Genomic DNA, 24,820 nt, shown 5'->3' on the forward strand with positions numbered 1-24,820 from the left:
CCTGCCCGCCGTTATCCAGCCTCAACGGAGAGCTCCCCCCATGACTGATTCCCCCGAGCGCGACGAGCGCCATCTGGCGCGCATGCAGCGCAAGAAAGCCGTGATCGACGAACGCATCGCCAATTCACCCGACGAGTGCGGCCTGGTGCTGGTGCTGACCGGCAATGGCAAAGGCAAGAGCAGTTCGGCGTTCGGCATGCTCGCCCGTGCCATGGGCCACGGCATGCAGTGCGGTGTGGTGCAGTTCATCAAGGGCCGCAACAGCACCGGCGAGGAATTGTTCTTTCGCCGCTTCCCCGAGCAGGTGCGTTTCCACGTCATGGGTGAAGGCTTCACCTGGGAAACCCAGGATCGCCAGCGCGACATCGCGGCTGCGACCGCGGCCTGGGAAGTCTCCCGCGAATTGTTGCGTGACCCGGCGATCGGACTGGTGGTGCTCGACGAGTTGAACATCGCCCTCAAGCACGGCTACCTCGATCTCGATCAGGTGCTCAGCGATTTGCAGGCGCGCCCGCCGATGCAACATGTGGTCGTCACCGGTCGCGGCGCCAAGCCGGAAATGATCGAGATGGGCGACACGGTTACCGAAATGGGCATGCTCAAGCACGCTTTCCAGGCCGGGATCAAAGCGCAGAAAGGCGTCGAACTTTGAAGCAACCACGTCACTGCCCGGCGGTGCTCATCGCCGCGCCGGCCTCCGGCCAGGGCAAGACCACCGTCACCGCTGCGCTCGCCCGTTTGCATCGCAATCAGGGGCGCAAGGTGCGCGTGTTCAAATGCGGCCCGGACTTTCTCGACCCGATGATTCTCGAGCGCGCCAGCGGTGCGCCGGTGTATCAACTGGACATGTGGATGGTCGGCGAGCAGGAAAGTCGCCGGCTGTTGTGGGAAGCCGCCGGCGAGGCCGATCTGATTCTGATCGAGGGCGTGATGGGCCTGTTCGACGGCACGCCGTCCAGTGCTGATCTGGCGCGCCACTTCGGCGTGCCGGTGCTCGGCGTGATCGACGGCACTGCCATGGCGCAGACCTTCGGCGCTTTGGCGCTGGGCCTGGCGAAGTATCAGCCGGACTTGCCGTTCGCCGGCGTGCTGGCCAATCGCGTCGGCACCTTGCGCCATGCGCAATTGCTCGAAGGCAGCCTCACCGAAGGTTTGCGCTGGTACGGCGCACTGTCCCGCGAGACCGGCATCGAATTGCCGAGCCGCCACCTCGGTCTGGTCCAGGCCAGCGAATTGAATGATCTGGATCTGCGTCTCGACGCGGCCGCCGATGCCCTCGCCAGCAGTTGCCAAGTCGCGCTGCCACCAGCCGTTGAATTCGCCGCGCCTGATGTCATCGCCGCCGAGCCTCTATTAAAAGGTGTGCGCATCGCCGTCGCCCGCGATGAAGCGTTCGCCTTCACCTATGGCGCCAGCCTCGATCTGCTGCGGGCGATGGGGGCCGAGCTGCAGTTCTTCTCGCCGATCCGCGACACGCAATTGCCCGAGGCGGACAGCCTGTATCTGCCGGGCGGTTATCCGGAGTTGCACCACGTCGCGCTGGCGCAAAACACCTCAATGCTTGCAGCGATCCGCGCGCACCATGCGGCGGGCAAGCCGTTGCTCGCTGAATGTGGCGGGATGCTTTATCTGCTCGATTCGCTGACTGATGTCGAAGGCACCCGCGCTGAACTGGTCGGTTTGCTCAAGGGCGATGCGGTGATGCAGAAGCGTCTCGCGGCGCTGGCGTTGCAGGCGGTTGAATTGCCGGAGGGGGCTTTGCGTGGGCATACCTATCATCATTCGCTGACCACCACTGAGCTGGCGCCGATTGCCCGGGGCTTGAGCCCGAATGGCGGGCGTGGCGCCGAGGCGGTTTATCGTGAGGGGCGGATGACGGCTTCTTATGTGCACTTTTATTTTCCGTCGAATCCGGTGGCTGTCGCTGCGCTGTTTGCGCCGAACTTTGAAACCGCTATCGCGAGCAGGCTCACTCCTACAATGGATCACCTGAACCCTGTGGGAGCGAGCTTGCTCGCGAAAGGGCCATGACCGACAACACATTCTCCGAAGCCGAACGCGCTGCGGTCTACAAGGCCATCGCCGAACGCCGCGACATGCGCCACTTCACCGGCGGCACCGTTGAACCGGATCTGCTGCGTCGACTCTTGGAAGCCGCCCACCAAGCCCCAAGCGTCGGCCTGATGCAGCCCTGGCGCTTCATCCGTATCAGCGATCGCGCTCTGCGCGGGCAGATCCGCGATCTGGTGGAAGCAGAACGCATCCGCACCGCCGAAGCCCTCGGCGAGCGCAGCGATGAGTTCATGCAGCTCAAGGTCGAAGGCATCAACGATTGCGCCGAAGTGCTGGTCGCGGCGCTGATGGACGATCGCGAAAAACACATCTTCGGTCGGCGCACGTTGCCGGAAATGGACATGGCCTCGTTGTCCTGCGCGATCCAGAATCTGTGGCTGGCGTCCCGTGCCGAAGGCCTGGGCATGGGCTGGGTCTCGCTGTTCGAGCCGCAGGCCCTGGCGGACTTACTCAAGTTGCCGGCCGGTGCCAAGCCGCTGGCGGTGCTGTGTCTGGGGCCGGTCAAGGAATTCTATCCGGCGCCGATGCTGGTGCTCGAAGGCTGGGCGCAAGCGCGGCCGCTGAACGAGTTGCTGTATGAAAATTATTGGGGAGTGAGTCAATGAGTGTGGCGTTGCTGAGTGTCGCTGCGGTAGCGCTGGATGCGCTGCTCGGTGAACCGAAACGCTGGCATCCGCTGGTGGCATTCGGCAATTTTGCCGGGCGCATCGAGCAACGCTTCAACGCCGGCGGTCGTGGCTGGCGCAGCCATGGTGTGACCGCTTGGGTGCTCGCGGTGCTGCCGCTGACCTTGCTCGCCACGGCATTTTCCTGGGCGCCCTACGTGGGCTGGATCGTCGAGATTCTCGCGTTGTATTGCGCCCTCGGCATGCGCAGCCTCGGCGAGCATGTCGCGCCGGTCGCGGCGGCGTTACGCGCCGATGATCTGGACGAGGCGCGCAAGCGCGTCGGCTATCTGGTCAGCCGCCAGACCGATGAGCTCGACAGCACTGCCGTAGCCCGTGCGGCCACTGAGTCGGTGCTGGAAAACGGCAGCGATGCGGTGTTCGCTGCGCTGTTCTGGTTTGTCGTCGCCGGCGCACCGGGCGTCGTTCTGTATCGCTTGAGCAATACCCTCGATGCGATGTGGGGGTATCGCAACGAACGCTTCGAACGTTTCGGCTGGGCAGCGGCGAAAATCGACGACGTGTTGAACTACATTCCTGCGCGTCTGGTGGCATTGACCTACGCGCTGCTCGGCAAAACCCGGCTCGCGCTCAAGTGCTGGCGCACCCAGGCGCCGCAGTGGGACAGCCCCAACGCCGGCCCGGTGATGGCGGCCGGTGCCGGTGCGCTGGGCGTCGAATTGGGTGGCCCGGCGATCTATCACGGCGAACTGCATGAGCGCCCGCAACTGGGCGAAGGTGCGCCGGCCGATGCCGATTCCATCGACCGTGGCTGGCAATTGGTCCAGCGCGGCGTATGGTTGTGGCTGCTGATGCTTTGCCTGGGGGCGGAATTTTATGCTTGAGCACGGTGGCCGGCTGCGCAAGGCGGCACTCGATTACGGGATTGCCGAGGCTGACTGGCTGGACTTGTCCAGCGGCCTCGCGCCGTGGCCGTTCCCGATTCCGGAAATTCCGCTGCGCGCTTGGGCGCGCCTTCCGGAAACCGACGACGGTCTGGAACAGGCCGCCTGCGATTACTACGGCGCCGCGCAGGTGTTGCCGGTGGCTGGTTCGCAAATGGCCATCCAGCTGCTGCCGCGTTTGCGCCGGGCCGGCAAGGTCGGCGTGTTGTCGCCTTGCTATGCCGAACATGCCGAGGCGTGGCGGCGCAGCGGTTACATCGTCCGTGAAGTGCTTGAGCAGGAGGTCGAGTTCTTTCTCGACAGCCTCGATGTGCTGGTGGTGGTCAACCCGAACAACCCGACCGGCCTGAGCCTGACCCCGGCGCGCCTGCTCGACTGGCATGCGCGGCTGGCGCAACGCGGTGGCTGGCTGGTGGTCGACGAAGCGTTCATGGACAACACACCGCAACTGAGCCTCGCGCCGTATGCGCATCAGGTGGGGCTGGTGGTGTTGCGTTCGTTCGGCAAGTTTTTCGGTCTGGCCGGGGTGCGCCTCGGTTTCGTTCTGGCCGAACGCAAGTTGCTCAAACTGCTCGCCGAACAGGTCGGGCCGTGGGCGGTGAGCGGGCCGACGCGGGTACTCGGTACGGCGTGCCTGCAAGACACCGAGGGCCATACCCGGCAGCGGATTCGCAGTGACGAAGCGAGTGAACGGCTGGCAGCGCTGTTGACCCGTTGCGGTTTTGCACCGCAGGGCGGCTGCGCGCTGTTTCAGTGGCTGATCACCGAGCGCGCCGAAGCGCTGCACGAATTCCTCGCCCGACGCGGCATCCTCCTGCGCCTCTTCACGCACAACAGCAGTGTGCGCTTCGGCCTGCCTGCCGATGCCGCGCAAGAACTGCGCCTCGAACAGGCTTTGCAAGCTTTCGCCAAGGAAAAACCATGACCACTCTGATGGTGCAAGGCACCACGTCCGACGCCGGCAAAAGCACCCTGGTGACGGCGCTGTGTCGGTGGGCCACTCGCCAGGGCGTGGCGGTGGTGCCGTTCAAGCCGCAGAACATGGCGCTCAACAGCGCGGTGACGGCTGACGGCGGCGAGATCGGCCGGGCGCAGGCGGTGCAGGCGCAAGCCGCCGGTCTCGAACCGCACACCGACATGAATCCGGTGCTGCTCAAGCCCAACAGCGACACCGGCGCACAAGTGATCATTCATGGCCGCGCCGTGACGACGATGAACGCCGTTGCCTATCACGATTACAAAGCCATCGCGATGCAAGCGGTGCTCGCTTCCCATGCGCGGCTCAGCGCGGCGTATCCGCTGGTGATGGTCGAAGGCGCCGGTTCGCCAGCCGAGATCAACCTGCGCGCCGGCGATATTGCCAACATGGGCTTTGCCGAAGCGGTGGATTGCCCGGTGCTGCTGATCGCCGACATCAATCGCGGTGGCGTGTTTGCGCATCTGGTGGGCACGCTGGAGTTGCTGTCGCCAAGCGAACAGGCGCGGGTCAAAGGCTTCATCATCAACCGCTTTCGCGGCGACATCGCCTTGCTGCAACCGGGCCTCGACTGGCTCGAACAGCGCACCGGCAAACCGGTGGTCGGCGTGTTGCCCTACGTGATGGATCTGCACCTTGAGGCTGAAGACGGCATCGACCAACGCCAGACCGACAAGGCCGAGCAGGTCTTGAAGGTAGTGGTGCCGGTGCTGCCGCGCATCAGTAATCACACCGACTTCGACCCGCTGCGTCTGCATCCGCAGGTCGACCTGCAATTCGTCGGCCCGGGGCAGGCGATTCCGGCCGCCGACCTGATCATCCTGCCGGGCTCGAAAAGCGTGCGCAGTGATCTGGCTTATCTGCGCGCCAACGGCTGGGACGCAGCGATCAATCGGCATCTGCGCTACGGCGGCAAGGTGCTGGGGATTTGCGGCGGTCTGCAGATGCTCGGTGAGCAGGTGCACGACCCGCTCGGCCTTGAAGGCGTTGTCGGCTCCAGCGCCGGTCTGGGTCTGCTGGCGTTCGAAACCCAGCTCGAAGCCGAGAAGCAACTGCGCAACGTGCGCGGGCGGCTGGCGCTGGAAAACGCCGACGTCAGCGGTTATGAAATCCATGCTGGTGTGACTACCGGGGCGGCGCTGGAAAACCCGGCGGTGCATCTGGACGACGGACGTTGTGATGGTGCGCAAAGTGCCGATGGCCAGGTGTTCGGCACCTATCTGCATGGCTTGTTCGAATCGCCTGAGGCGAGTGCGGCGTTGCTGCGCTGGGCCGGCTTGAGTGACGTGCAAGAAGTCGACTACCACGGCTTGCGCGAGCGCGATATCGAGCGGCTGGCGGATCTGGTGGAAAAGCATCTGGATACCGGGCTGTTGCGTCAGCTCTGTGGGATTTGAGCTGTCTGGACTGGCCTTTTCGCGAGCAGGCTCGCTCCCACACGGAGACGCGATCAACGGTGGGAGCGAGCCTGCTCGCGAAGGGGCCGGTTGTCTCACCACACATTTTTGGATGAACCCATGCTCCAACTGATCCTCGGCGGCGCCCGCTCCGGCAAGAGTCGTCTGGCAGAAAAACTCGCCAGCGACAGCCATCTCGCCGTGACCTACATCGCCACCAGCCAGCCGCTCGACGGCGAGATGAACCAACGCGTCGCCCATCACCGCGCACGCCGCCCGGCCGAATGGGCGTTGATCGAAGAGCCGCTGAAACTGGCCCGGGTGCTGCGCGAATCCGCCGACACCGAGCGCTGCCTGCTGGTTGATTGCCTGACCCTGTGGCTGACCAATCTGCTGATGCTCGACGACGCCGAACGTCTCGCCGCTGAGCGTGAAGCCCTGCTTGACTGCCTGGCCGCGCTGCCGGGTGAAATCATTTTTGTCAGCAACGAGACCGGAATGGGTGTCGTGCCGCTGGGCGAATTGACTCGCCGCTACGTCGATGAAGCCGGTTGGCTGCATCAAGCTCTGGCCGAGCGTTGTCAGCGAGTGGTGCTGACCGTTGCCGGCCTGCCCCTGACTTTGAAAGGACCTGCCTTATGAGCCCGACCTGGTGGCTGAACCCGTGCCAAGCCGTGAATGCCGACATCGTTGCGCAAGCGACCGAGCGCCAGCAGCAATTGACCAAACCGGCCGGTTCGCTCGGGCGCCTTGAATCGGTGGCCGTGCAACTGGCTGGTCTGCAAGGTCAGCTCAAGCCGACGCTCGATCAAATCTGGATCGCGATTTTCGCTGGCGATCACGGTGTGGTGGCGGAGGGCGTTTCGGCTTATCCGCAGGAAGTCACCGGACAGATGCTGCTGAATTTCGTCAGCGGCGGCGCGGCGATCAGCGTGCTGGCGCGTCAGCTCGGCGCGCAACTGGAAGTGATCGATCTGGGCACGGTGAATTCGACTCTGAACCTGGCCGGCGTGCGCCATCTGAACATTGGCCCGGGCACGGCGAACTTCGTTCAGGGCGCAGCAATGACTCAGGCTCAGGGCGAATCGGCCTTGCAGGCCGGTCGCGACAGCGTCTTGCGCGCGAAAGCCGCCGGCACCCAATTGTTCATCGGCGGCGAGATGGGCATCGGCAACACCACGGCGGCCAGTGCGCTGGCCTGTGCCTTGCTCTATTGCCCGGTGGCGCACCTGACCGGTCCCGGTACCGGACTGAATGCCGCTGGCGTCAGCCACAAGGCGCAAGTTATCGAACGTGCGGTGGCGCTGCATGCTGCGCAGCGTGGCGATGCCTTGCAGACGCTGTTCAATCTCGGCGGCTTCGAGATTGCCGCGTTGGTCGGCGCCTATCTGGCCTGCGCGCAGGAAGGCATCGCGGTGCTGGTCGACGGTTTTATCTGCACGGTCGCGGCACTGGTCGCGGTGCGCTTGAATCCGGCCTGTCGCGATTGGCTGTTGTTCGGCCATCGCGGGGCCGAGCCGGGCCATCGCCATGTGCTGGAAACCCTGAGCGCCGAGCCGTTGCTGGAACTCGGCCTGCGCCTGGGCGAGGGCAGCGGCGCCGCGTTGGCGGTGCCATTGTTGCGCCTGGCCTGTGACCTGCACGGGCAAATGGCGACGTTCGCCGAAGCGGCCGTGGCGGATCGCCCGGCATGAGCCTGCGCCTGGACCTGCTGCGCCACGGCGAAACGGAACTGGGCGGCGGCTTGCGCGGCAGCCTCGACGATGCGCTGACCGAAGATGGCTGGACGCAGATGCGTGCGGCGGTGGCCGAAGGCGGGCCATGGGATCGCATTGTCAGCTCGCCATTGCAGCGTTGCGCGCGGTTTGCCGCCGAACTGGGCGAGCGACTGGAGCTGTCGGTGCATCTCGACAAGGATCTGCAGGAATTGCATTTCGGCGCATGGGAAGGGCAGAGCGCGAAGGCGTTGATGGTGACGGATGCCGAAGCGTTGGGGCTGTTCTGGGCCGATCCCTATGGCTTCACGCCGCCGCACGGTGAGCCGGTCAGCGAGTTTGCCGAGCGAGTGCTGGCCGCGGTTGAGCGGCTGCATGCGGCCTACGCCGGTGAGCGGATTCTGCTGATCAGCCACGGCGGCGTGATGCGTTTGTTGCTCGCGCAGGCGCGGGGACTGCCGCGTGAACAACTGCTCAACGTCGAAGTTGGACATGGCGCGCTGTTTGCGCTGACGGTCGAGGCTGACGGCGCGCTCAAGGAAGGTCACTAAGATGCTGCCGCTGTGGATCGCTTTGCAGTTTCTCAGCAGCCTGCCGATTCGCCTGCCGGGCATGCCCGAACCAGAACAACTCGGGCGGTCGCTGCTGTTCTATCCGCTGGTGGGATTGTTGTTCGGGCTGATCCTTTATGCGTCGAATTTGCTGTTGGCCGGCGCTCCGATGTTATTGCATGCGGCGCTGCTGTTGACCGTGTGGGTGTTGCTCAGCGGCGCGCTGCATCTCGATGGCCTGGCCGACAGCGCCGATGCCTGGCTCGGCGGTTTCGGCGATCGCGAGCGCACGCTGACGATCATGAAAGATCCGCGCAGCGGGCCGATCGCGGTGGTCACGCTGGTGCTGGTGTTATTGCTCAAATTCGCCGCGCTGCTCGCGTTGATCGAGCAAGGACAGGGCATGGCGCTGATCATCGTACCGGTGCTGGGGCGGGCGGCGCTGCTGGGGTTGTTTCTGACCACGCCGTATGTGCGTGCGGGTGGATTGGGCCAGGCGCTGGCTGATCATCTGCCGCGTAAGGCGGGGTGGTGGGTGCTGGGGTTGAGTGCGCTGGGCGGCGTGTTGATCGCCGGGTTTGGTGCGGTGCTGATTTCGCTGGGGGTGTTTGTCTGGCTGCGGCGGTTGATGATGCGGCGGTTGGGCGGGACTACCGGGGATACGGCAGGGGCGATGCTGGAATTGCTGGAGATGGCGGTGTTGGTTGGCCTCGCGTTGGTCTGAAGGATTTGCGTTGATAATGCCGGCCCCTTCGCGAGCAGGCTCGCTCCCACCCTCGGAATGCTATCCCCTGCGGGAGCGAGCCTGCTCGCGAAGGCGGCCTCACCGGCAACAATGATGTTCAGAATCAACTCAACTGTAACTTGATTTAACACACTCGCGGGTATATACACGCATCATGCTTCCTTCTCAGTGTTTGTGTACCAACTTGCGTCGCGCCGCGCGTGGCGTCAGCAGGCATTACGACGGCGCTCTCGACGGCTTCGGGATTAACGTTGCCCAGTATTCTCTGCTGTGCAATCTGCAGCGGCTGGAGCAACCGAGCATTTCCGAACTGGCTGAAGCCATGGGCCTGGATCGCAGCACCCTCGGGCGTAACTTGCGTGTGCTTGAGGGCGAGGGTCTGGTGACGCTGGCCGAAGGCGAGGACATGCGCAATCGCATCGTGCGCCTCACCGAGATTGGCGTGCAGCGACTGTCGGCCGCGTTGCCAGCGTGGGAAGCGGCGCAACAGCGGCTGATCGAGCGTCTCGGTGCCGAGAAACGCGAAACCTTGCTCAAATTGCTCGACGAACTGGCCTGACGGCCGTTTCTTCGAGCTCAAGCGGGTATATACCCGCGACTGGAGAATAACAATGACAACGATGTGGCGTACGTGCGGTTGGGTGTTGCTGGGGAGTGCGCTGATCCTGGCGTTGTCATTGGGCGTGCGCCACGGGTTCGGTCTGTTCCTGTCGCCGATGAGCGCGCAATTCGGCTGGGGGCGCGAGGTGTTTGCCTTCGCCATCGCCCTGCAGAACCTGATCTGGGGCCTGGCGCAACCGTTCACCGGCGCGCTGGCCGACCGCTTCGGTGCGGCGAAAGTGGTGCTGGTCGGCGGCGTTCTGTACGCGTTGGGGCTGGTGTTTATGGGCTTGGCTGATTCGCCTCTGAGCCTGTCGCTGAGCGCTGGTCTGTTGATCGGTATCGGTTTGTCCGGCACCTCGTTCTCGGTGATCCTCGGTGTGGTCGGTCGCGCCGTACCGGCCGACAAACGCAGCATGGGCATGGGCATTGCCAGCGCTGCCGGTTCGTTTGGCCAGTTCGCCATGTTGCCGGGCACGCTCGGGTTGATCGGCTGGCTTGGCTGGTCGGCCGCATTGCTGGTGCTGGGCTTGCTGGTGGCGATGATCGTGCCGCTGGTGAGCATGCTCAAGGACAAGCCATTGCCGGTACTTGGCCACGAGCAATCTCTAGGCGAAGCGCTGCGCGAAGCCTGCTCACATTCAGGGTTCTGGCTGCTGGCGTTCGGTTTTTTTGTTTGCGGCTTTCAGGTGGTATTCATCGGCGTGCACCTGCCGGCGTATCTGGTCGATCAGCATCTGCCGGCGACAGTCGGCACTACAGTCCTGGCGTTGATCGGGCTGTTCAATATTTTCGGGACCTACACCGCCGGCTGGCTCGGTGGGCGCATGTCCAAACCGCGTCTGCTGACTGCGCTGTATCTGCTGCGCGCGGTGGTGATCGTGCTGTTCCTGTGGCTGCCGGTGACGACCACATCGGCCTATCTGTTCGGCATGGCCATGGGCTTTCTGTGGCTGTCGACGGTGCCGTTGACCAACGGTACGGTGGCGACCTTGTTCGGCGTGCGCAATTTGTCCATGCTCGGTGGCATCGTCTTTCTGTTCCATCAGCTCGGCTCGTTCCTCGGCGGCTGGCTGGGCGGGGTGGTATACGACCGAACCGGGAGTTATGACTTGATCTGGCAAGTGGCGATTCTCTTGAGCCTGTTGGCGGCGGCGCTGAACTGGCCGGTGCGCGAGCGTCCGGTGGCACGCCTGCAAGCCGCTGCGAGCGCAGCATGAGCCGGATCTGCGCGCGATTCGCCCTGACTGCACTGGCTGCAGCGCTCTTGGCGCTGGTATGGTGGGGCTGGCAACGCGGCGGTCTGGCGCTGATGCAGTTGGGCATGAGCATTTGCTAGATCGCAGCGTGGCGAGTAACGTCGAAGCCTGATGACTGCCCAAGGAAGTTCGACATGTTGATGCGCTGGTGTGCTGTTCCCGCGTTGCTGATGGCGTTGACTGGCCTGGCCCAGGCCGCCGATTGTCCTGAGCTGTTGCAAGGCTCGCTGCCGAAGCTGCGCGCCAAGGAATCCATCGATCTGTGCAAGCAGTACGCCGACAAGCCGCTGGTGGTGGTCAATACCGCCAGCTTCTGCGGTTTCGCCCCACAGTTCGAAGGACTTGAAGCGCTCAACAAGCGCTACAAGGCGCAAGGGCTGGAGATGCTTGGCGTGCCGTCGAATGACTTCAAGCAGGAATCCAAGGACAGCGCGGAAACCGCCAAGGTCTGCTACGCCAATTATGGCGTGACCTTCAACATGACCGAGCCGCAGAAAGTTCGCGGCGACGACGCCACGCATCTGTTCCAGGTGCTGGCCGCGCAGAGCAATGCGCCGAAGTGGAATTTCTACAAGTACGTGGTGGATCGGCAGGGCAAGGTCGTGGCGAGTTTTTCCAGTTTGACCGAACCCGATGATCCCGAGTTTATTGCCGCGATCGAAAAGGCAATTGCCTCGAAACCGCTAAAGCCCTGATTAACGTTGTTCCCTGTGGGAGCGAGCCTGCTCGCGAAGCGGTGTGACAGGTCAGCACATCAACATCTGACATACCGCCTTCGCGAGCAGGCTCGCTCCCACAATGGAAATTTGTCGTTTCAGTGAAAAGTTGCAGACATGAAAAAGCCCCGCCTCTGCAAAGAGAGCGGGGCTTTTTCGTGGGCGAGGATTGCGCCTCGCCACGGTGCATCAGAAGCGGTAAGTCGCGCCGACACCGAAGCCGTTTGCCGAGTTTTCATACTTGGCATCGTAGCTCTGGCCACGCGCGTTTTCGTTGCGGATCTTGACCGACTCTTCCTTCAGGTACGAGTACGCGACGTCGATGGTCAGGTCGTCGGTCGGGCTCCAGCCGGCACCGATACTGAAGATGGTGCGGTCGCCAGTCGGGATGCGTGGCGAGCGGTCTTCGTTATTGGTTGGCGACTGGTCGAAGGTCAGACCGGTACGCAGTACCCATTCCTTGTTCAACTGGTACGAGGTGCCCACCGCGTAGGCCCAGGAGTCATGCCAGTTCTGGTCTTCGTTGATCGAACCGAACTGGCCGGCCAGCAGAGGCTGCACGCCGGAGTTCTTCACGGTGATCTTGTCCAGCTGGCTCCAGCGAGTCCAGGTGGTACCGGCGTAGACGTTCCAGCGATCGTTGATCGCCTGGGTGACCGAGAAGTCCACGGATTCCGGCGTGGTGATCTTCAGCGAAGCGTCGTACTTCTGATTGGCGCCTACGCCCACGAGCGCCAGTGCGCCGTAGTTGACCTTGGTGTTGCCTTCGAGTTTGTAGTCGACCTTGGAGTGATAGGTCAGGCCCAGGCGGGTGGTGTCGGTGGCCTGGACCAGCAAGCCGACGTTGTAGCCCAGCGCGGTGTCGTCACCCTTGATCTTGACCTTGCCGTCCGGCAGTGCCTGGGTGATCGAGAGGTTGGATTCCAGCGAGCCGTCGATGCGGTTGATGGTCGGGCCGAAACCGATCGATACCTTGTCGTTGAAGGCATAGCTGACGGTTGGCTGGAAGGTGATGACTTGCACTTCGGACTTGCTGCCGAAGTAACGGCCGGCAAAGCCGTTTTCGTAATCCGTGATCAGGCCGAACGGCACGTAGACACCGAGGCCGAATGCCCAGTGATCATCGATCGGTTTTACATAGAAGCCCATAGGTACTGCGGTGAAGGGCACCATGTTGCCTTTGTTGCTGCCGCCGTTCGGGCTGGAGCTGGCGTTGCTGATATCGGTGTGTGCGTCGACAACGGCGACACCGCCGGTGACTTGTTCGCGCTTGATGCGCGCCATGCCGGCCGGGTTGCCATAAACAGTGCTTGCGTCGTCGGCAGAAGAAGATCGCCCGGCAAAACCAGTCCCCATCCCACTGATGCTTTGTTCGTTGAGGGCAAAACCTGCCGCGAAGATCTGCGTGGAGGCAAGGGTAACGGCGAGGCTAAGGGTGGTTTTGAGCATGACTTTTTTCATTATTAGAACTCCTGGTGATCACCGGGGCGAAAATTACCAACATTTTCGTTCCAGCGCTATAGCCCGTATGCCTTGATTTAGAGCGGTTTTGTAGGACAATCCAACCAGAATGGCGGCCTGTTGCGAGAACTTGTGGAACCGCACGGTCAGCAAGCGACCTGATTCAGCGGTGAAACACAGGTTTGCCAGGCACAGGTGAAGTCACGCAGACGGCCCTGCGGTTGAAAGGTCTGGCGCCAGATGCGCGCCATGCCGAGCAGGTCAGTTGGAGCGGGGAGGGTGGGGTTCTGTTCTTCTACCAGCAGCCAGGCGATGGCAGTGGCGTAACGCAGGTTGACGGTCAGTTCCAGGTGCGGGCCACTGAGGAATGCATGCTGGCTGGCGAGGCCGCGCACCAGGCTGGCACGCTCCGGATCCAGCGCCAGATAATCGTCCCAGAGCGCCTGATGACGATGCTCGGCAATCCGGTAGAGGCCGTGGCCACGGCGGTCGTGCAGCGCTGACCCGAGGGCGGACTGGCTGGCGGCGATACCCAGCAGCAGGGATTCGGCGGTTGCGCAGTGGCGTCCCAGATAGATCAATGTGGGACGGATCACATAGCGGCACAGTTCGCTGGCAGCGATACCCATAACACCCTCGGTTCTTGTTGTTGAGGGCGAGTCCTGAAGGGGCTTTGGCAGCAGTGGATCGACTCAGGCTCGCCGCAAGCGGGTCACCGCTTGAGTTGAAGTGTAGTGTCATATTCAGCGTGTAAAGGACTGTTTTTAAAATATTTCCGTCAACGCTCGCCGAGCGTTAGATCGGAACATGCTTAGCAGCGCAGCGCTAACAGTGAATTATCAGGCAATAAAAAGCCCCGCTTTTCAGCAGGGCTTTGCTTTTGCAGCCTGGTCGGCTTTCAGGCAACCAGTGCCTGACGCGTGCGTTCGATCACGGCCTGCAGCGGTTCGGCGCTGGAGTATTGATCGGGGTACAAACGCTCGCTGTGACGAGCGATACCGTGTTCATTGACCACGGTGAAGCTGAAGCAGCCTTTGCGAGCGGCCATGATCAGGCAGTTCATTGGAGCAAAAGCGTTGGTTAGGGTGCGAATGGCATCCTGAGTCTGGATTTGAGTAGACATAGTTATTAGGTGTTCCTACAAATGACACGGATAAGAACCGTGCAACGTTAAAACGTTCCAGTAACGTTGATCACCATTGATCGAACGAAGAACCCGACTGGAACAAAGCAGCCAGTTTGAAGCGCTGATAAGTGAGCGCGCTTGGGCTGGCAGGTAGGTACTTAGGAGGACAGGCATCACAGCGAGGGCAAAGGTTCTGGGCCCGGGGTGAAGATCCTGATCAATTTGCAGGTTGGTTCGGTCAGAGTAAGTGTTCTTCGCAACGCCCTTTGCTTTCATTCAAAGGCAGCGTCGTCGCAAGATTTACCTGGAAACCATCGAGGGGTCGGTCCCGCTTTTTTCGGATATTTCTTCCTGTTGGAAGATTGACCGTGGGAGATGTTCGACCGGAATTGACTTTCAGCTTGGTACTAACGCCGCGGATAGTAACGGATCCGTCGAGACGAAGCAAACCCCGCAATGAAAAAAAGCCTGAAGGGACATGGCTGCGCCTGACCATCCGTCGGCGCGCGGGCTTTCTCGCAAATACTTTTGGCCTTTTCCGTCGCACAAAACGACCCAACAAAGCGCACGCATATAACCGTCTCAGAGGTACTTGTGCACATTAGTTGCACGGAGCGTAACGCAACTGTCATATCGATCCTGACTCCAGCCGCTGCCTGTATCAAAAGTTTAAGTCAATGAAAAATATCGCCTTTTTTTGTTGGTGAAAAAATCGTCAGTTTGACTGCGAGGCCCATTCCATAAGGCTTTGCGAGGATCGTAAAGCGGTTGTCCACTGACTTATCCACAGCTTCTGTGGATTGTCCCTAGCGCTTGCTCTAGGACGGGCGTGCCGGGTTTTTTTCGGCTTTACCTGTAAGAAAAAGAGAGTAAAGTGGCGCGCCTTCCGATCTGTCCCGCAGTGCTTTATGAAGTTTCGCTCAGTATCAGACTCCGTTAGCCCGAACCCGACTCCTGTTACCCCGCCCAAGCGCTTCTCCGTGCGCGTGGCTGAATGGCTGCTCGATGCGCCGCGCCTGAGCGATAGCCCAAGCGCCAAGCATCTCGCCGGCCGTCTGCTCAAGCAACCGGCCCGTGAAGGTGTGGTCGCCGCGCAAAGCCGTCTCGGCCAACTGATCTGCCGTGAATGCGGCAACGCGCGCGACCGGCGTATCGGTCAGGAACTGCTGCGTCAGGCCGCCCGCGCAGGCGACCGTCGCGCGCAGCAGGAACTCGGTCTCATCGAAGACTGAGCTGTCCAAGCCCTGACACCTTGGTTAACCTTCAGGCTTTATCGGATTGGCAGGAGTCGCTATGGCTATGGACTTGACCAGCATATTGCTTGGTCTGGCGGCAGCAGGGTTGCCGCTGCTGGCGCTGGCCTGGCAACTGCAACGCCGGGCCAGCAACGCGCAGGCTGATCTGGCGTTGCTCGAAGAGCGCCTGGCCATGGCACAACTGGCTCAGGACGGACTCAATGCTCAGCTTGAAGCCAGCCGCGACGAAATCGCCGATCTTGGTCAGGCCAACGCCGCCAAGCAGGCCGACCTTGCCGCCCTGCGCCGTGAAGTCGAGCTGCTGCAGATCGAGCGCGATGACGCCCGCGACGCCTCCCATGCCTGGAATCTCGAACGCGCCAACAAAGATGCCGAGTTGCGCCGCCTCGACGCCCACGCCGCCTCGCTGAGTGCCGAACTGCGCGAGCAACAGGAAAGCCATCAACAACGCCTCAACGATCTGCAAGGCTCGCGGGACGAACTGCGTGCGCAGTTCGCCGAGCTGGCCGGCAAGATTTTCGATGAGCGTGAGCAGCGCTTCGCTGAAACCAGCCAGCAGCGGCTCGGGCAGTTGCTCGATCCGTTGAAAGAACGCATCCAGTCCTTCGAAAAACGCGTCGAAGAAAGTTATCAGGCCGAAGCCCGCGAGCGTTTCTCGCTGGCCAAGGAACTGGAGCGTCTGCAGGCGCTGAATCTGCGTTTGAGCGACGAAGCGACCAACCTGACCCGCGCGCTCAAGGGCCAGAAGACCCAGGGCAACTGGGGCGAACTGATCCTTGAGCGCGTTCTTGAGCACGCAGGGCTGGAGAAGGGCCGTGAGTACCAGACCCAGGTCAATCTCAAAGGCCCGGACGGCGAGCGCTTCCAGCCCGATGTGATCATTTATCTGCCGGGTGACAAGCAAGTGGTGGTCGACTCGAAAGTCAGCCTCACCGCCTATCAACAATATGTTGCGGCTGATGACGACACGTTGGGGCAAATCGCGATCAAGCAGCATGTGTTGTCGCTGCGCAATCACGTCAAAGGCCTGGCCGGCAAGGACTACAAGCGCCTCGAAGGCTTGCACAGCCTCGATTTCGTTTTGCTGTTCGTACCGATCGAGGCGGCGTTTTCTGCTGCGTTACAGGCTGAGCCGTCGCTGTTCCAGGAAGCCTTTGACCGCAATATCGTGATTGTCAGTCCGACCACGTTGCTGGCCACGCTGCGGGTGATCGACAGTCTGTGGAAGCAGGAACGGCAGAGCCAGAACGCCCGGGAAATCGCCGAGCGCGCGGGTTGGCTGTACGACAAATTCGTGTTGTTTATTCAGGATCTGGACGAGGTTGGCAATCGCTTGCAGCAACTGGATAAGGCTTACAGCTCTGCGCGTAACAAGCTGACAGAAGGGCGCGGCAATCTGGTCAGTCGCAGTGAGCAATTGAAGTTGCTCGGTGCGCGGGCGAGCAAGAGCTTGCCGGCGGATTTGCTTGAGCGGGCGATGACGGATGTTGATGGGTTGGTTGAGTTGCCTGAATAAGAGGTCGTTTTTTAGGGTGATTTTGGGGACATATCCGTTGCTGCGGTGATGGCTTATTACGGTTTCGCCCTTACGGCGACTTACTTTTTTACAAGCGCCAAAAAAAGTAAGCAAAAAACGCTAGCTCCTGCGTTCGGCCCTCGCAGGCTCGGGTTCCTTCGCTCCGGGACTGATCCGGGCGCAGCGGCTCCGGTTTGCTTCGCTGCACCTCCTTCCGCTGTGTCTGGCTGCGCCAGACGGTCGCTGCGCTCCCACGCCCGGATCAATCCCTCCACTCAGCCTTCCGACGTCGCCGGTGGATCAAGATCAAGATCAACAGCACTCGAGCTAACGCTCATTGTGTAGGAGCTGCCGAAGGCTGCGATCTTTTGATTTTGCTTTTCTGTGGGAGTGAGCCTGCTCGCGATGGCGATCTGAAGGCCAACCAATTTCCATCGAATTCACGCGATCCAACTGTAGGAGCTGCCGAAGGCTGCGATCTTTTGATTTTGCTTTTCTGTGGGAGTGAGCCTGCTCGCGATGGCGATCTGAAGGCCAACCAATTTCCATCGAATTCATGCGATCCAACTGTAGGAGCTGCCGAAGGCTGCGATCTTTGCTTTTGCTTTTGCCTTTCTGTGGGAGCGAGCCTGCTCGCGAACGCGTCGGCGAAATCACCGCCTACAGCGGCAGATACCGACTCAACAGTGCCCGCAACGCTGCCGGCTTCACCGGTTTGGCCAGGTAATCCAGCCCTGCCGCGTGCACTTGGGCCACGGTTTCCGGGCGCCCATCCGCGCTGATCACCACGCCGGGCACCGGCTCGCCCAGACGGGTACGCAACCACGCCATCAGCTCTGTGCCGGTATCGCCGTGGTCGAGGTGATAGTCGACCAGTGCCAGTTGCGGCCGTACCCCTTCATTCAATATCGCCGCGCATTCGTCGCGATTACGCGCCGTCCATACCTGGCAGCCCCAGCGGCTGAGCAGGCTGTTCATGCCAATCAAAATGCTGTCTTCGTTATCGATGCACAGCACCTGCGCGCCGCTGAGCATTTTGCTGTTCGGTTCGACCGAGGCGCTCGCCGCAGGTGTTTGCGTGCGCGCCAGCGGTACCGTCACGCTGAATACACTGCCGCGCCCCGGCCAGGAACGAACGCGCAAGGTATGCCCGAGCACCCGGCACAAGCCGTCGGCGATCGCCAGACCCAGGCCCAGGCCTTTTTCGGCGCGGGTCTGGTGGCTGTCGAGGCGTTTGAACTCTTCGAAAATCACTTGCTGCTTGTCTTCCGGAATCCCCGGGCCGCGATCCCAGACTTCCAGGCACAATTCGTCGCCGCGCCGGCGCACGCCCAGCAGCACCGGGCCCTTGGCGTAGCGGAAAGCGTTGGTGAGGAAGTTCTGCAGAATCCGCCGCAGCAGTTTGATGTCGCTGTCGATGCGCAGCTGACTGCCGCGCACCCGGAACGTGAGCTTTTGCTCTTGGGCCAGCGCTTTGAACTCCGCGCCGAGGATGTCGAACAGTTCGTTGAGGGCGAAGGCCTTGCGATCCGGGTTGATCTTGCCGTTTTCCAGGCGCGAGATGTCCAGCAGATCGCTGATCAGGTCTTCTGCCGAACGCAGCGAGCTGTCGAGGTGGTGCACCAGTTGTTGCGCCTCGGCGCTCAAGCCTTCGTTTTGATGGGAGAGGGCCGCGGAGAACAGCCGTGCGGCGTTCAGCGGCTGCATCAAGTCATGGCTGACGGCGGCAAGAAAGCGGGTTTTCGACTGGTTCGCCGCCTCGGCGGTGCCCTTGGCTTCGGTGAGTGCAACGTTGAGTTGCGAGAGTTCCTGGGTGCGCTCGCTGACCCGTTGTTCGAGGCCTTCGTTGGCCTCGGTCAGCGCCTGTTCGGCCTCGCGAAACGCAGTAATGTCAGTGAAGCTCATGACGAAACCGCCACCGGGCATCGGGTTGCCGATCAGTTCGATCACCCGGCCGTTGGGGAACAGCCGTTCGGAGGTGTGCGCGCGGCCCTGACGCATCCAGTGCAAGCGGCGCGCAACGTGCACTTCGGCCTCGCCGGGGCCGCACAGGCCCCGCTCGGCGTTGTAGCGAATGATGTCGGCAATCGGCCGGCCGACGCTGATCAGGCCGTCGGGGTAGTTGAACAGCTCCAGATAACGCCGGTTCCACGCCACCAGTTTCAGCGATTGGTCGACCACGCTGATGCCTTGCGTGATGTTCTCGATCGCGCCTTGCAACAGCGCGCGGTTGAACTGCAGCACTTCCGAGGCTTCGTCAGCGATCCGGACTACGTCCTCCAGCTGCATTTCCCGACCTTCGATGGCGGCTTTTACTACAGCACGCGTCGACGATGCGCCAAGGACACCGGCCAGCAGGCGTTCGGTGTGTGCGATCCATTCGCTGTCGGCGTTCTGGTTGGGGTTAAAGCCCTTGCCCTGGCGGTAGGCGAAACGAATGAAGCTCTGCCGCGCGCGTTCTTCGCCGACGAAACGTGCCGCCAGTTGCAGCAGATCGTCGATCTGCACCGCCAGCATCGAACGACCATTGGGCCGTGCGCTGATTTCCTGGCCGATGAAACGCCCGGCCTGCCAGTGTTCGGAAACTCGCGTGCGCGACAGCACCGAGACCCAGGCAAACAGGGTGAAGTTACCCGCCAGCGACAGCACCACGCCTTGGGTCAGCGGCGTGATCGGCAGGTTCAGCGGATTGCTGTGCAGCCACGCCAAGCCGGGGAAACTCGCCAGTGACCAGCCGAGACTGTGCGCGGCAATCGGCAGCACCAGCGTGTAAAACCATAGAAACGTGCCGGTGGCGAGGCCGGCGAACACGCCCCGGCGGTTGGCCTGCTTCCAGTACAACGCGCCAAGCATCGCCGGCGCCAGTTGCGTCACCGCCGCGAAGGCGATCTGGCCGATGGTCGCCAGGCTCGCGGTCGAGCCGAGCAAGCGATAGCTGACGTAGGCCAGCAGCAGAATCACCACGATGCTGACCCGGCGCACTGAGAGCATCCACTGGCGGAACACTTCGAACGGGCGCTCGGCGTTATTGCGGCGCAGCAGCCACGGCAACAGCATGTCGTTGGAAACCATGGTCGACAGCGCGACGCTGGCGACAATCACCATGCCGGTCGCTGCCGATGCACCGCCGATAAACGCCAGCATCGCCAGCGCCGGATGGGCCTGGGCCAGCGGCAGGCTGATCACGAACGAGTCGGGCAGCACGTGGCTGGGCAGCATCATCTGACCGGCGAGGGCGATCGGGACTACAAACAGTGCGGCCAACGCCAGATAAGCCGGGAACACCCATTTCGCCAGACGCAGATCCTGCGGGTCGATGTTCTCCACCACGGTGACGTGAAATTGCCGGGGCAGGCAGATGATCGCCATCATCGCCACACCGGTCTGCACCACCATCGACGGCCAGTTGATGGTTTCCTTCCAATAGGCTTCAAGGCGCGGGGCGAGCATCGCCTGATTGAACAGGTCGTCGAAACCGTCATACAGACCGTAAGTAACGAAAGCGCCGACAGCAAGAAAAGCGAACAGCTTGACCAGTGATTCGAAGGCAATTGCCAAGACCATGCCGCGGTGGTGTTCGGTGGCATCAAGGTTGCGCGTGCCGAAAACGATGGTGAACAACGCCAGCACCAGCGACACGATCAGCGCCGTGTCCTGGGCGCGGGTGCCCATGGCATCGGCGCCGGCACCGATCAACAGGTTCACGCCGAGGACAATGCCTTTGAGCTGAAGGGCAATATAGGGCAAGACGCCAACCAGGCAGATCAGCGCTACGACCACCGCCAGGGATTGCGATTTACCGTAGCGCGCGGCGATGAAGTCGGCGATGGAGGTGATGTTCTCCTGTTTGCTGATCATCACCATTTTCTGCAGGACCCACGGCGCGCCCACCAGCAGCAGGATCGGGCCGAGGTAGATCGGCAGGAACGACCACAGTTGTTCCGCCGCCTGGCCGACCGCGCCGAAGAAGGTCCAACTGGTGCAGTAAACCGCCAGCGACAGGCTGTACACCCAGGCACGCACTCGCGGCGGCAACGGCGTGCTGCGACGGTCGCCGTAAAAGGCGATGGCGAACATGATGGCCATGTAGGCCAGGGCAACGACGGCGATCAGCCCGGTGGACAACGACATGCAGCACTCCCGACAAAAGACTCCCCGGCACGCCTGCCCGGGCGGACAGTCTCGCACGGGCGCGGCGGTTAGTCAGTGTCGACCAAGGTCGTGGCGTGGCGGGGTGTCGCAGGCATGGATCATTGCGTTTGTGCGTTGATCCTGCCTAGCGCAATCGTGTAGGAGCTGCGGCACGCTGCGATCTTTTGATCCTGATGTTGAAGATCAAAAGATCGCAGCCTCGTTGCACTCGTCAGCTCCTACATCAATGCTTGCGTCAGTCCGGACGCAGCGCAATATCGATCAGGCGGTGCAACTCATCAACCTCCAGCGCCGCCGCCGAAAACAGAATCCGGAACACCACCGGCGCCACCACCAGATTGATCAAGCGATCGACACTCGGCGTTTTCTCATGCGGATAGCGATCGACAATGGTCTGCAACTGCGCACCAATGATTGCCACGCAATACCCCGGCGTCGCGCTCGCCTGCACGTCACGCATCATGTTGCGTCCGACTTCCGAACTCATCTCGTCGAGGTACTGCTCGGCCCACGCACGGATATCGCCACGCAGGCTGCCAGTGTTCGCCGGCTCGCTGTCCGGGCGCATGCGGGCGAGGGCGACGTCCGCCAGCAACGCCGCCAGATCACCCCAGCGTCGATAGATTGTCGACGGCGTAACGCCCGCGCGGGCGGCGATTTGCGGGACGGTCACGGTGGAACGTTCCTGCTCTTGCAGCAGCGCATTGACCGCCGAATGAATCGACTCTTGCACCCGGGCACTGCGGCCACCGGGGCGTAAACCTTCTTTAATAGCCATGGCCCAGACCTTAACACAAAGAATTTGCTTTAAGCGCGAAGCGGTAGCACACTCCGCAAAAGCAAAAAGTTAGCTTTTGCGGAGTGTGCCTATGACCAGCCTTGCGTCCCATCGATCCAGCCTGTGGTTTCTGGCGATCACCTTACTCAGTTTTCTCGCCGCTTCCACCGCGCCGACGCCTTTGTATCGCTTGTATCAGGACCAGCTGCACTTCTCAGCGGCGATGCTGACGCTGATTTTCGCCGTTTATGCGTTGAGTCTGCTGGCGGCGTTACTGACGGTCGGTTCGCTATCCGACCATCTGGGGCGTAAGCCAGTGATTTTCACCGCTGTGCTGCTCAATGCGCTGGCCATGCTGCTGTTCATTTATGCCGACAGCGTCGCCTGGTTGGTCGGCGCGCGGGTGCTGCAGGGTTTCGCCACCGGCATGGCCACTGCCGCCTTGAGCGCAACATTGCTCGACACCGATCGCCAGCAGGGGCCGTTGATCAACAGCGTCGCGCCGTTACTCGGAATGGCTTTGGGCGGTTTGGGCTGTGGCTTGCTGGCAGAGTTCGCACCGGCACCGTTGCAACTGACTTACGGGTTGCTGTTGGCGTTGTTCGTGTTGCAAGGCCTGTATGTCTGGCGCTTGCCGGAAAGTGTCTCGCGACAGAGCGGGGCGTGGGCGTCGTTGCGGCCGACCTTGCATGTGCCGGTGCAGGCGCGTTCAACGTTGTGGCGAGTGCTGCCACTGAACACCGCAACCTGGGCGCTGGGAGGTTTTTATGCCTCGCTGGCACCGTCATTGGTGCGCACGGCCACTGGCTCGACCTCCAATCTGATCGGCGGTGCGACGGTTGCGGCACTGACCGTGACCGGCGCGTTGATGATCTTCACGATGCGTAACCGCCCGGCCGCTCAGGCACTGCGGCTGGGCGCGAGCTTGCTGCCGGTCGGGCTGATATTGATTTTGTTCGGAGTGCATGGCGCTAGCCTGTCGCTGTTTTTCTTCGGCACGCTGGTCGCCGGTTGCGGTTTCGGTTCGGGCTTTTTGGGGGCTGTGCGCAGTCTGGTGCCGCTGGCCTTGCCCCACGAGCGAGCCGGGTTGATGTCGGCGTATTACGCGCTCAGTTATCTGGCGTTCTGTTTGCCGGCGCTGCTGGCCGGGCATCTGGCTCGCAGTTTCGGGCTCCTGGCGACTACTGATGGTTACGGCGTTGTGTTGATCGTGCTGGCCGTGGCTGCGCTGCTGCTCAGTCTGCGTCCGCCGGCGCGCAAAGTTTGCAGCGCTCCTTGAGCGCCGCGGTTTCGGTTAGCCTTGGCGAACTTCTCTCACGGATCGACTCATGAAGATTATCCGCAGTAAATCGTTTACCGCCGAACGCGCCTGGGGTGCGCTGGACATCGCCAATATGAACGGCATCACTACGCGCCTGCACTGGACCGACCAGCCGTACAAGTGGCACGTCAACGACGGTGAGGAGGTGTTCGTGGTGCTCGATGGTCAGGTGCAGATGCACTTTCGCGAAAGCGGCGAAGAGCGACACGTTCTATTGGAAGTGGGCGACATTTTCTACGCCTCGGTCGGCACCGAGCATGTCGCCCATCCGCAAGGAGTGGCGCGGATTCTGGTGGTGGAAGCCGAAGGCAGCGTTTAACTGTTTATCTGCAAAACAGATAACAGTTAGAGATATTACCCGTTATATCGATATTCGATTCAGATCTACCATGGGCTCAACCTCACCAGAGGACAGGAGTTCATGATGATTTGCCCCAACAGTGTCACCCCCGGCTACAAGCCTTTCAGCCAGCTTCAGCATCCGCGCGAAGTGATCCGTCAATTCACGCCTAACTGGTTCGCCGCGACCATGGGTACCGGAGTGCTGGCATTGGCGCTGGCACAATTACCACTGGCCATTCCCGGATTGCGCGCCGTGGCCGAGGCGCTGTGGCTGTTCAATATTGTGTTGTTTGCGCTGTTTACCGCTGCCTACGCTGCGCGGTGGATTTTGTTCTTTGACGAGGCGCGGCGGATTTTCGGCCATTCAACCGTGTCGATGTTCTTCGGCACCATTCCCATGGGCCTGGCGACGATCATCAACGGCTTTCTGTTGTTCGGCCTGCCGCGCTGGGGCGACGATGTCATTCAACTGGTTGAAGTGTTGTGGTGGATCGATGTCGCGATGTCGCTGGCCTGCGGTGTTTTGATTCCGTACATGATGTTTACCCGTCAGGAACACAGCATCGATCAGATGACCGCGGTCTGGTTGCTGCCAGTAGTGGCGGCGGAAGTGGCAGCGGCCAGCGGCGGCTTGCTCGCCCCGCATCTGACCGACGCTCATGCGCAACTCATCGTACTGACCACCAGCTATGTGCTCTGGGCTTTTTCCCTGCCGGTGGCGTTCAGCATCCTGACCATCCTGTTGTTGCGCATGGCCTTGCACAAACTGCCCCACGAAAACATGGCTGCGTCGAGCTGGCTGGCCCTCGGGCCGATCGGCACCGGTGCGTTGGGCATGTTGCTGCTGGGCGGTGAGGCCCCAGCGATTTTTGCCGCGAATGGTCTGCCCGGTGTCGGCGAAATCGCTTCCGGTCTGGGCCTGGTGGCGGGGATTACGCTGTGGGGTTTTGGTCTGTGGTGGATGTTGATGGCGCTGTTGATCACCGTGCGTTATCTGCGTGACGGCATTCCGTTCAACCTCGGCTGGTGGGGCTTCACCTTCCCGCTGGGCGTGTATTCCCTGGCGACGCTGAAACTGGCGAGCATCCTCGATCTGACGTTTTTCAGCATGTTCGGTACGGCGCTGGTGATTTTGTTGGCGGCGATGTGGCTGATCGTCGGCAAGCGCACCGTGCAGGGCGCGTGGCGTGGCGAGCTGTTTGTCTCGCCGTGTATCGCAGGTTTGAAGAAATAAACTGAAAAGTTTAGGTAAGGTGTGGCCTGGAT

The 24,820-nt window shown here is 61.7% G+C and carries 24 protein-coding genes; 19 read left to right on the forward strand and 5 right to left on the reverse strand.

Features of this window, described 5'->3' with window-relative positions; genetic code table 11:
• The first annotated feature begins 40 nt into the window (after positions 1-40).
• The 14 genes from cobO to J2Y90_RS14135 all read left to right on the forward strand — a co-directional run bounded on the left by cobO (position 41) and on the right by J2Y90_RS14135 (position 11,581).
• Positions 41-652 carry a cob(I)yrinic acid a,c-diamide adenosyltransferase gene (gene cobO / locus J2Y90_RS14075; RefSeq protein ID WP_253500492.1) on the forward strand — a complete coding sequence of 204 codons (612 nt, stop codon included), beginning with the start codon at positions 41-43 and terminating at the stop codon, positions 650-652.
• Positions 649-2,031: a cobyrinate a,c-diamide synthase gene (locus J2Y90_RS14080; RefSeq protein ID WP_253500493.1), complete on the forward strand. Its 1,383-nt coding sequence runs from the start codon at positions 649-651 to the stop codon at positions 2,029-2,031. The genes cobO and J2Y90_RS14080 overlap by 4 nt, the downstream gene beginning before the upstream one ends.
• Positions 2,028-2,678 carry a 5,6-dimethylbenzimidazole synthase gene (bluB, locus tag J2Y90_RS14085; RefSeq protein ID WP_065615127.1) on the forward strand — a complete coding sequence of 217 codons (651 nt, stop codon included), beginning with the start codon at positions 2,028-2,030 and terminating at the stop codon, positions 2,676-2,678. Before J2Y90_RS14080 ends, bluB begins: the two co-directional genes overlap by 4 nt.
• The gene (gene cbiB / locus J2Y90_RS14090; protein ID WP_041479543.1) at positions 2,675-3,583 is read left to right on the forward strand and encodes an adenosylcobinamide-phosphate synthase CbiB; all 909 of its coding nucleotides are present in this window, start codon (positions 2,675-2,677) and stop codon (positions 3,581-3,583) included. Before bluB ends, cbiB begins: the two co-directional genes overlap by 4 nt.
• Positions 3,576-4,568 (forward strand): threonine-phosphate decarboxylase CobD, encoded by a 993-nt coding sequence (gene cobD / locus J2Y90_RS14095; RefSeq protein WP_253500494.1) that lies wholly within the window; start codon positions 3,576-3,578, stop codon positions 4,566-4,568. Before cbiB ends, cobD begins: the two co-directional genes overlap by 8 nt.
• A complete protein-coding gene (locus tag J2Y90_RS14100; protein ID WP_253500495.1) occupies positions 4,565-6,016 on the forward strand; it encodes a cobyric acid synthase in 1,452 nt (483 codons plus the stop codon). The genes cobD and J2Y90_RS14100 overlap by 4 nt, the downstream gene beginning before the upstream one ends.
• Before the next feature lie 120 nt (positions 6,017-6,136).
• Positions 6,137-6,658 carry a bifunctional adenosylcobinamide kinase/adenosylcobinamide-phosphate guanylyltransferase gene (cobU, locus tag J2Y90_RS14105; RefSeq protein ID WP_253500496.1) on the forward strand — a complete coding sequence of 174 codons (522 nt, stop codon included), beginning with the start codon at positions 6,137-6,139 and terminating at the stop codon, positions 6,656-6,658.
• Positions 6,655-7,710 (forward strand): nicotinate-nucleotide--dimethylbenzimidazole phosphoribosyltransferase, encoded by a 1,056-nt coding sequence (gene cobT / locus J2Y90_RS14110; protein ID WP_253500497.1) that lies wholly within the window; start codon positions 6,655-6,657, stop codon positions 7,708-7,710. The genes cobU and cobT overlap by 4 nt, the downstream gene beginning before the upstream one ends.
• Positions 7,707-8,282, forward strand: coding sequence for an alpha-ribazole phosphatase family protein (gene cobC, locus J2Y90_RS14115; RefSeq protein WP_253500498.1), 576 nt, complete (start codon positions 7,707-7,709; stop codon positions 8,280-8,282). The genes cobT and cobC overlap by 4 nt, the downstream gene beginning before the upstream one ends.
• Before the next feature lies 1 nt (position 8,283).
• Positions 8,284-9,006, forward strand: a complete 723-nt coding sequence (locus J2Y90_RS14120; RefSeq protein WP_253500499.1) for an adenosylcobinamide-GDP ribazoletransferase — start codon at positions 8,284-8,286, stop codon at positions 9,004-9,006.
• A gap of 175 nt (positions 9,007-9,181) precedes the next feature.
• On the forward strand, positions 9,182-9,586 hold the full coding sequence (locus J2Y90_RS14125) for a MarR family winged helix-turn-helix transcriptional regulator (protein ID WP_253500500.1): 405 nt from the start codon (positions 9,182-9,184) through the stop codon (positions 9,584-9,586).
• Positions 9,587-9,638: 52 nt separating this feature from the next.
• On the forward strand, positions 9,639-10,847 hold the full coding sequence (locus tag J2Y90_RS14130) for an MFS transporter (protein ID WP_253500501.1): 1,209 nt from the start codon (positions 9,639-9,641) through the stop codon (positions 10,845-10,847).
• A complete protein-coding gene (locus J2Y90_RS26530; protein ID WP_256584315.1) occupies positions 10,844-10,966 on the forward strand; it encodes a hypothetical protein in 123 nt (40 codons plus the stop codon). The genes J2Y90_RS14130 and J2Y90_RS26530 overlap by 4 nt, the downstream gene beginning before the upstream one ends.
• A 54-nt stretch (positions 10,967-11,020) precedes the next feature.
• Positions 11,021-11,581, forward strand: coding sequence for a glutathione peroxidase (locus J2Y90_RS14135; protein ID WP_253500502.1), 561 nt, complete (start codon positions 11,021-11,023; stop codon positions 11,579-11,581).
• 210 nt (positions 11,582-11,791) lie between these two features.
• On the opposite strand, the gene J2Y90_RS14140 is transcribed toward J2Y90_RS14135, so the two are convergent.
• The 3 genes from J2Y90_RS14140 to J2Y90_RS14150 all read right to left on the reverse strand — a co-directional run bounded on the left by J2Y90_RS14140 (position 11,792) and on the right by J2Y90_RS14150 (position 14,186).
• On the reverse strand, positions 11,792-13,063 hold the full coding sequence (locus J2Y90_RS14140; protein ID WP_253500503.1) for an OmpP1/FadL family transporter: 1,272 nt from the start codon (positions 13,061-13,063) through the stop codon (positions 11,792-11,794).
• 146 nt (positions 13,064-13,209) lie between these two features.
• Positions 13,210-13,692: a hypothetical protein gene (locus J2Y90_RS14145; protein WP_041479533.1), complete on the reverse strand. Its 483-nt coding sequence runs from the start codon at positions 13,690-13,692 to the stop codon at positions 13,210-13,212.
• A 269-nt stretch (positions 13,693-13,961) separates the two neighbouring features.
• The gene (locus J2Y90_RS14150) at positions 13,962-14,186 is read right to left on the reverse strand and encodes a hypothetical protein (protein WP_016773719.1); all 225 of its coding nucleotides are present in this window, start codon (positions 14,184-14,186) and stop codon (positions 13,962-13,964) included.
• A gap of 911 nt (positions 14,187-15,097) precedes the next feature.
• Here J2Y90_RS14150 and J2Y90_RS14155 point away from each other — a divergent pair.
• Positions 15,098-15,421 carry a sel1 repeat family protein gene (locus J2Y90_RS14155; protein ID WP_253500504.1) on the forward strand — a complete coding sequence of 108 codons (324 nt, stop codon included), beginning with the start codon at positions 15,098-15,100 and terminating at the stop codon, positions 15,419-15,421.
• A 175-nt stretch (positions 15,422-15,596) separates the two neighbouring features.
• Positions 15,597-16,961 (forward strand): DNA recombination protein RmuC, encoded by a 1,365-nt coding sequence (rmuC, locus tag J2Y90_RS14160; protein ID WP_253505165.1) that lies wholly within the window; start codon positions 15,597-15,599, stop codon positions 16,959-16,961.
• Positions 16,962-17,621: 660 nt separating this feature from the next.
• Here rmuC and J2Y90_RS14165 read toward each other — a convergent pair.
• The gene (locus J2Y90_RS14165) at positions 17,622-21,092 is read right to left on the reverse strand and encodes a hybrid sensor histidine kinase/response regulator (RefSeq protein ID WP_253500505.1); all 3,471 of its coding nucleotides are present in this window, start codon (positions 21,090-21,092) and stop codon (positions 17,622-17,624) included.
• Between the two features lie 256 nt (positions 21,093-21,348).
• Complete coding sequence (locus J2Y90_RS14170) at positions 21,349-21,891, reverse strand: TetR/AcrR family transcriptional regulator (protein WP_253500506.1); 543 nt, start codon at positions 21,889-21,891, stop codon at positions 21,349-21,351.
• A 91-nt stretch (positions 21,892-21,982) separates the two neighbouring features.
• On the opposite strand from J2Y90_RS14170, the gene J2Y90_RS14175 reads away from it, so the two are divergent.
• The 3 genes from J2Y90_RS14175 (at position 21,983) to J2Y90_RS14185 (ending at position 24,788) form a co-directional block, all read left to right on the forward strand.
• Complete coding sequence (locus J2Y90_RS14175) at positions 21,983-23,170, forward strand: MFS transporter (RefSeq protein WP_253500507.1); 1,188 nt, start codon at positions 21,983-21,985, stop codon at positions 23,168-23,170.
• Positions 23,171-23,219: 49 nt separating this feature from the next.
• Positions 23,220-23,531 carry a cupin gene (locus J2Y90_RS14180; RefSeq protein ID WP_253500509.1) on the forward strand — a complete coding sequence of 104 codons (312 nt, stop codon included), beginning with the start codon at positions 23,220-23,222 and terminating at the stop codon, positions 23,529-23,531.
• Between the two features lie 105 nt (positions 23,532-23,636).
• Positions 23,637-24,788, forward strand: a complete 1,152-nt coding sequence (locus J2Y90_RS14185) for a TDT family transporter (RefSeq protein ID WP_253500511.1) — start codon at positions 23,637-23,639, stop codon at positions 24,786-24,788.
• The last annotated feature ends 32 nt before the right edge of the window (positions 24,789-24,820 follow it).

Origin of the sequence: Pseudomonas koreensis (assembly GCF_024169245.1) — a bacterium.
In the GTDB taxonomy this organism is placed as follows: Bacteria; Pseudomonadota; Gammaproteobacteria; order Pseudomonadales; family Pseudomonadaceae; genus Aquipseudomonas; species Aquipseudomonas koreensis_F.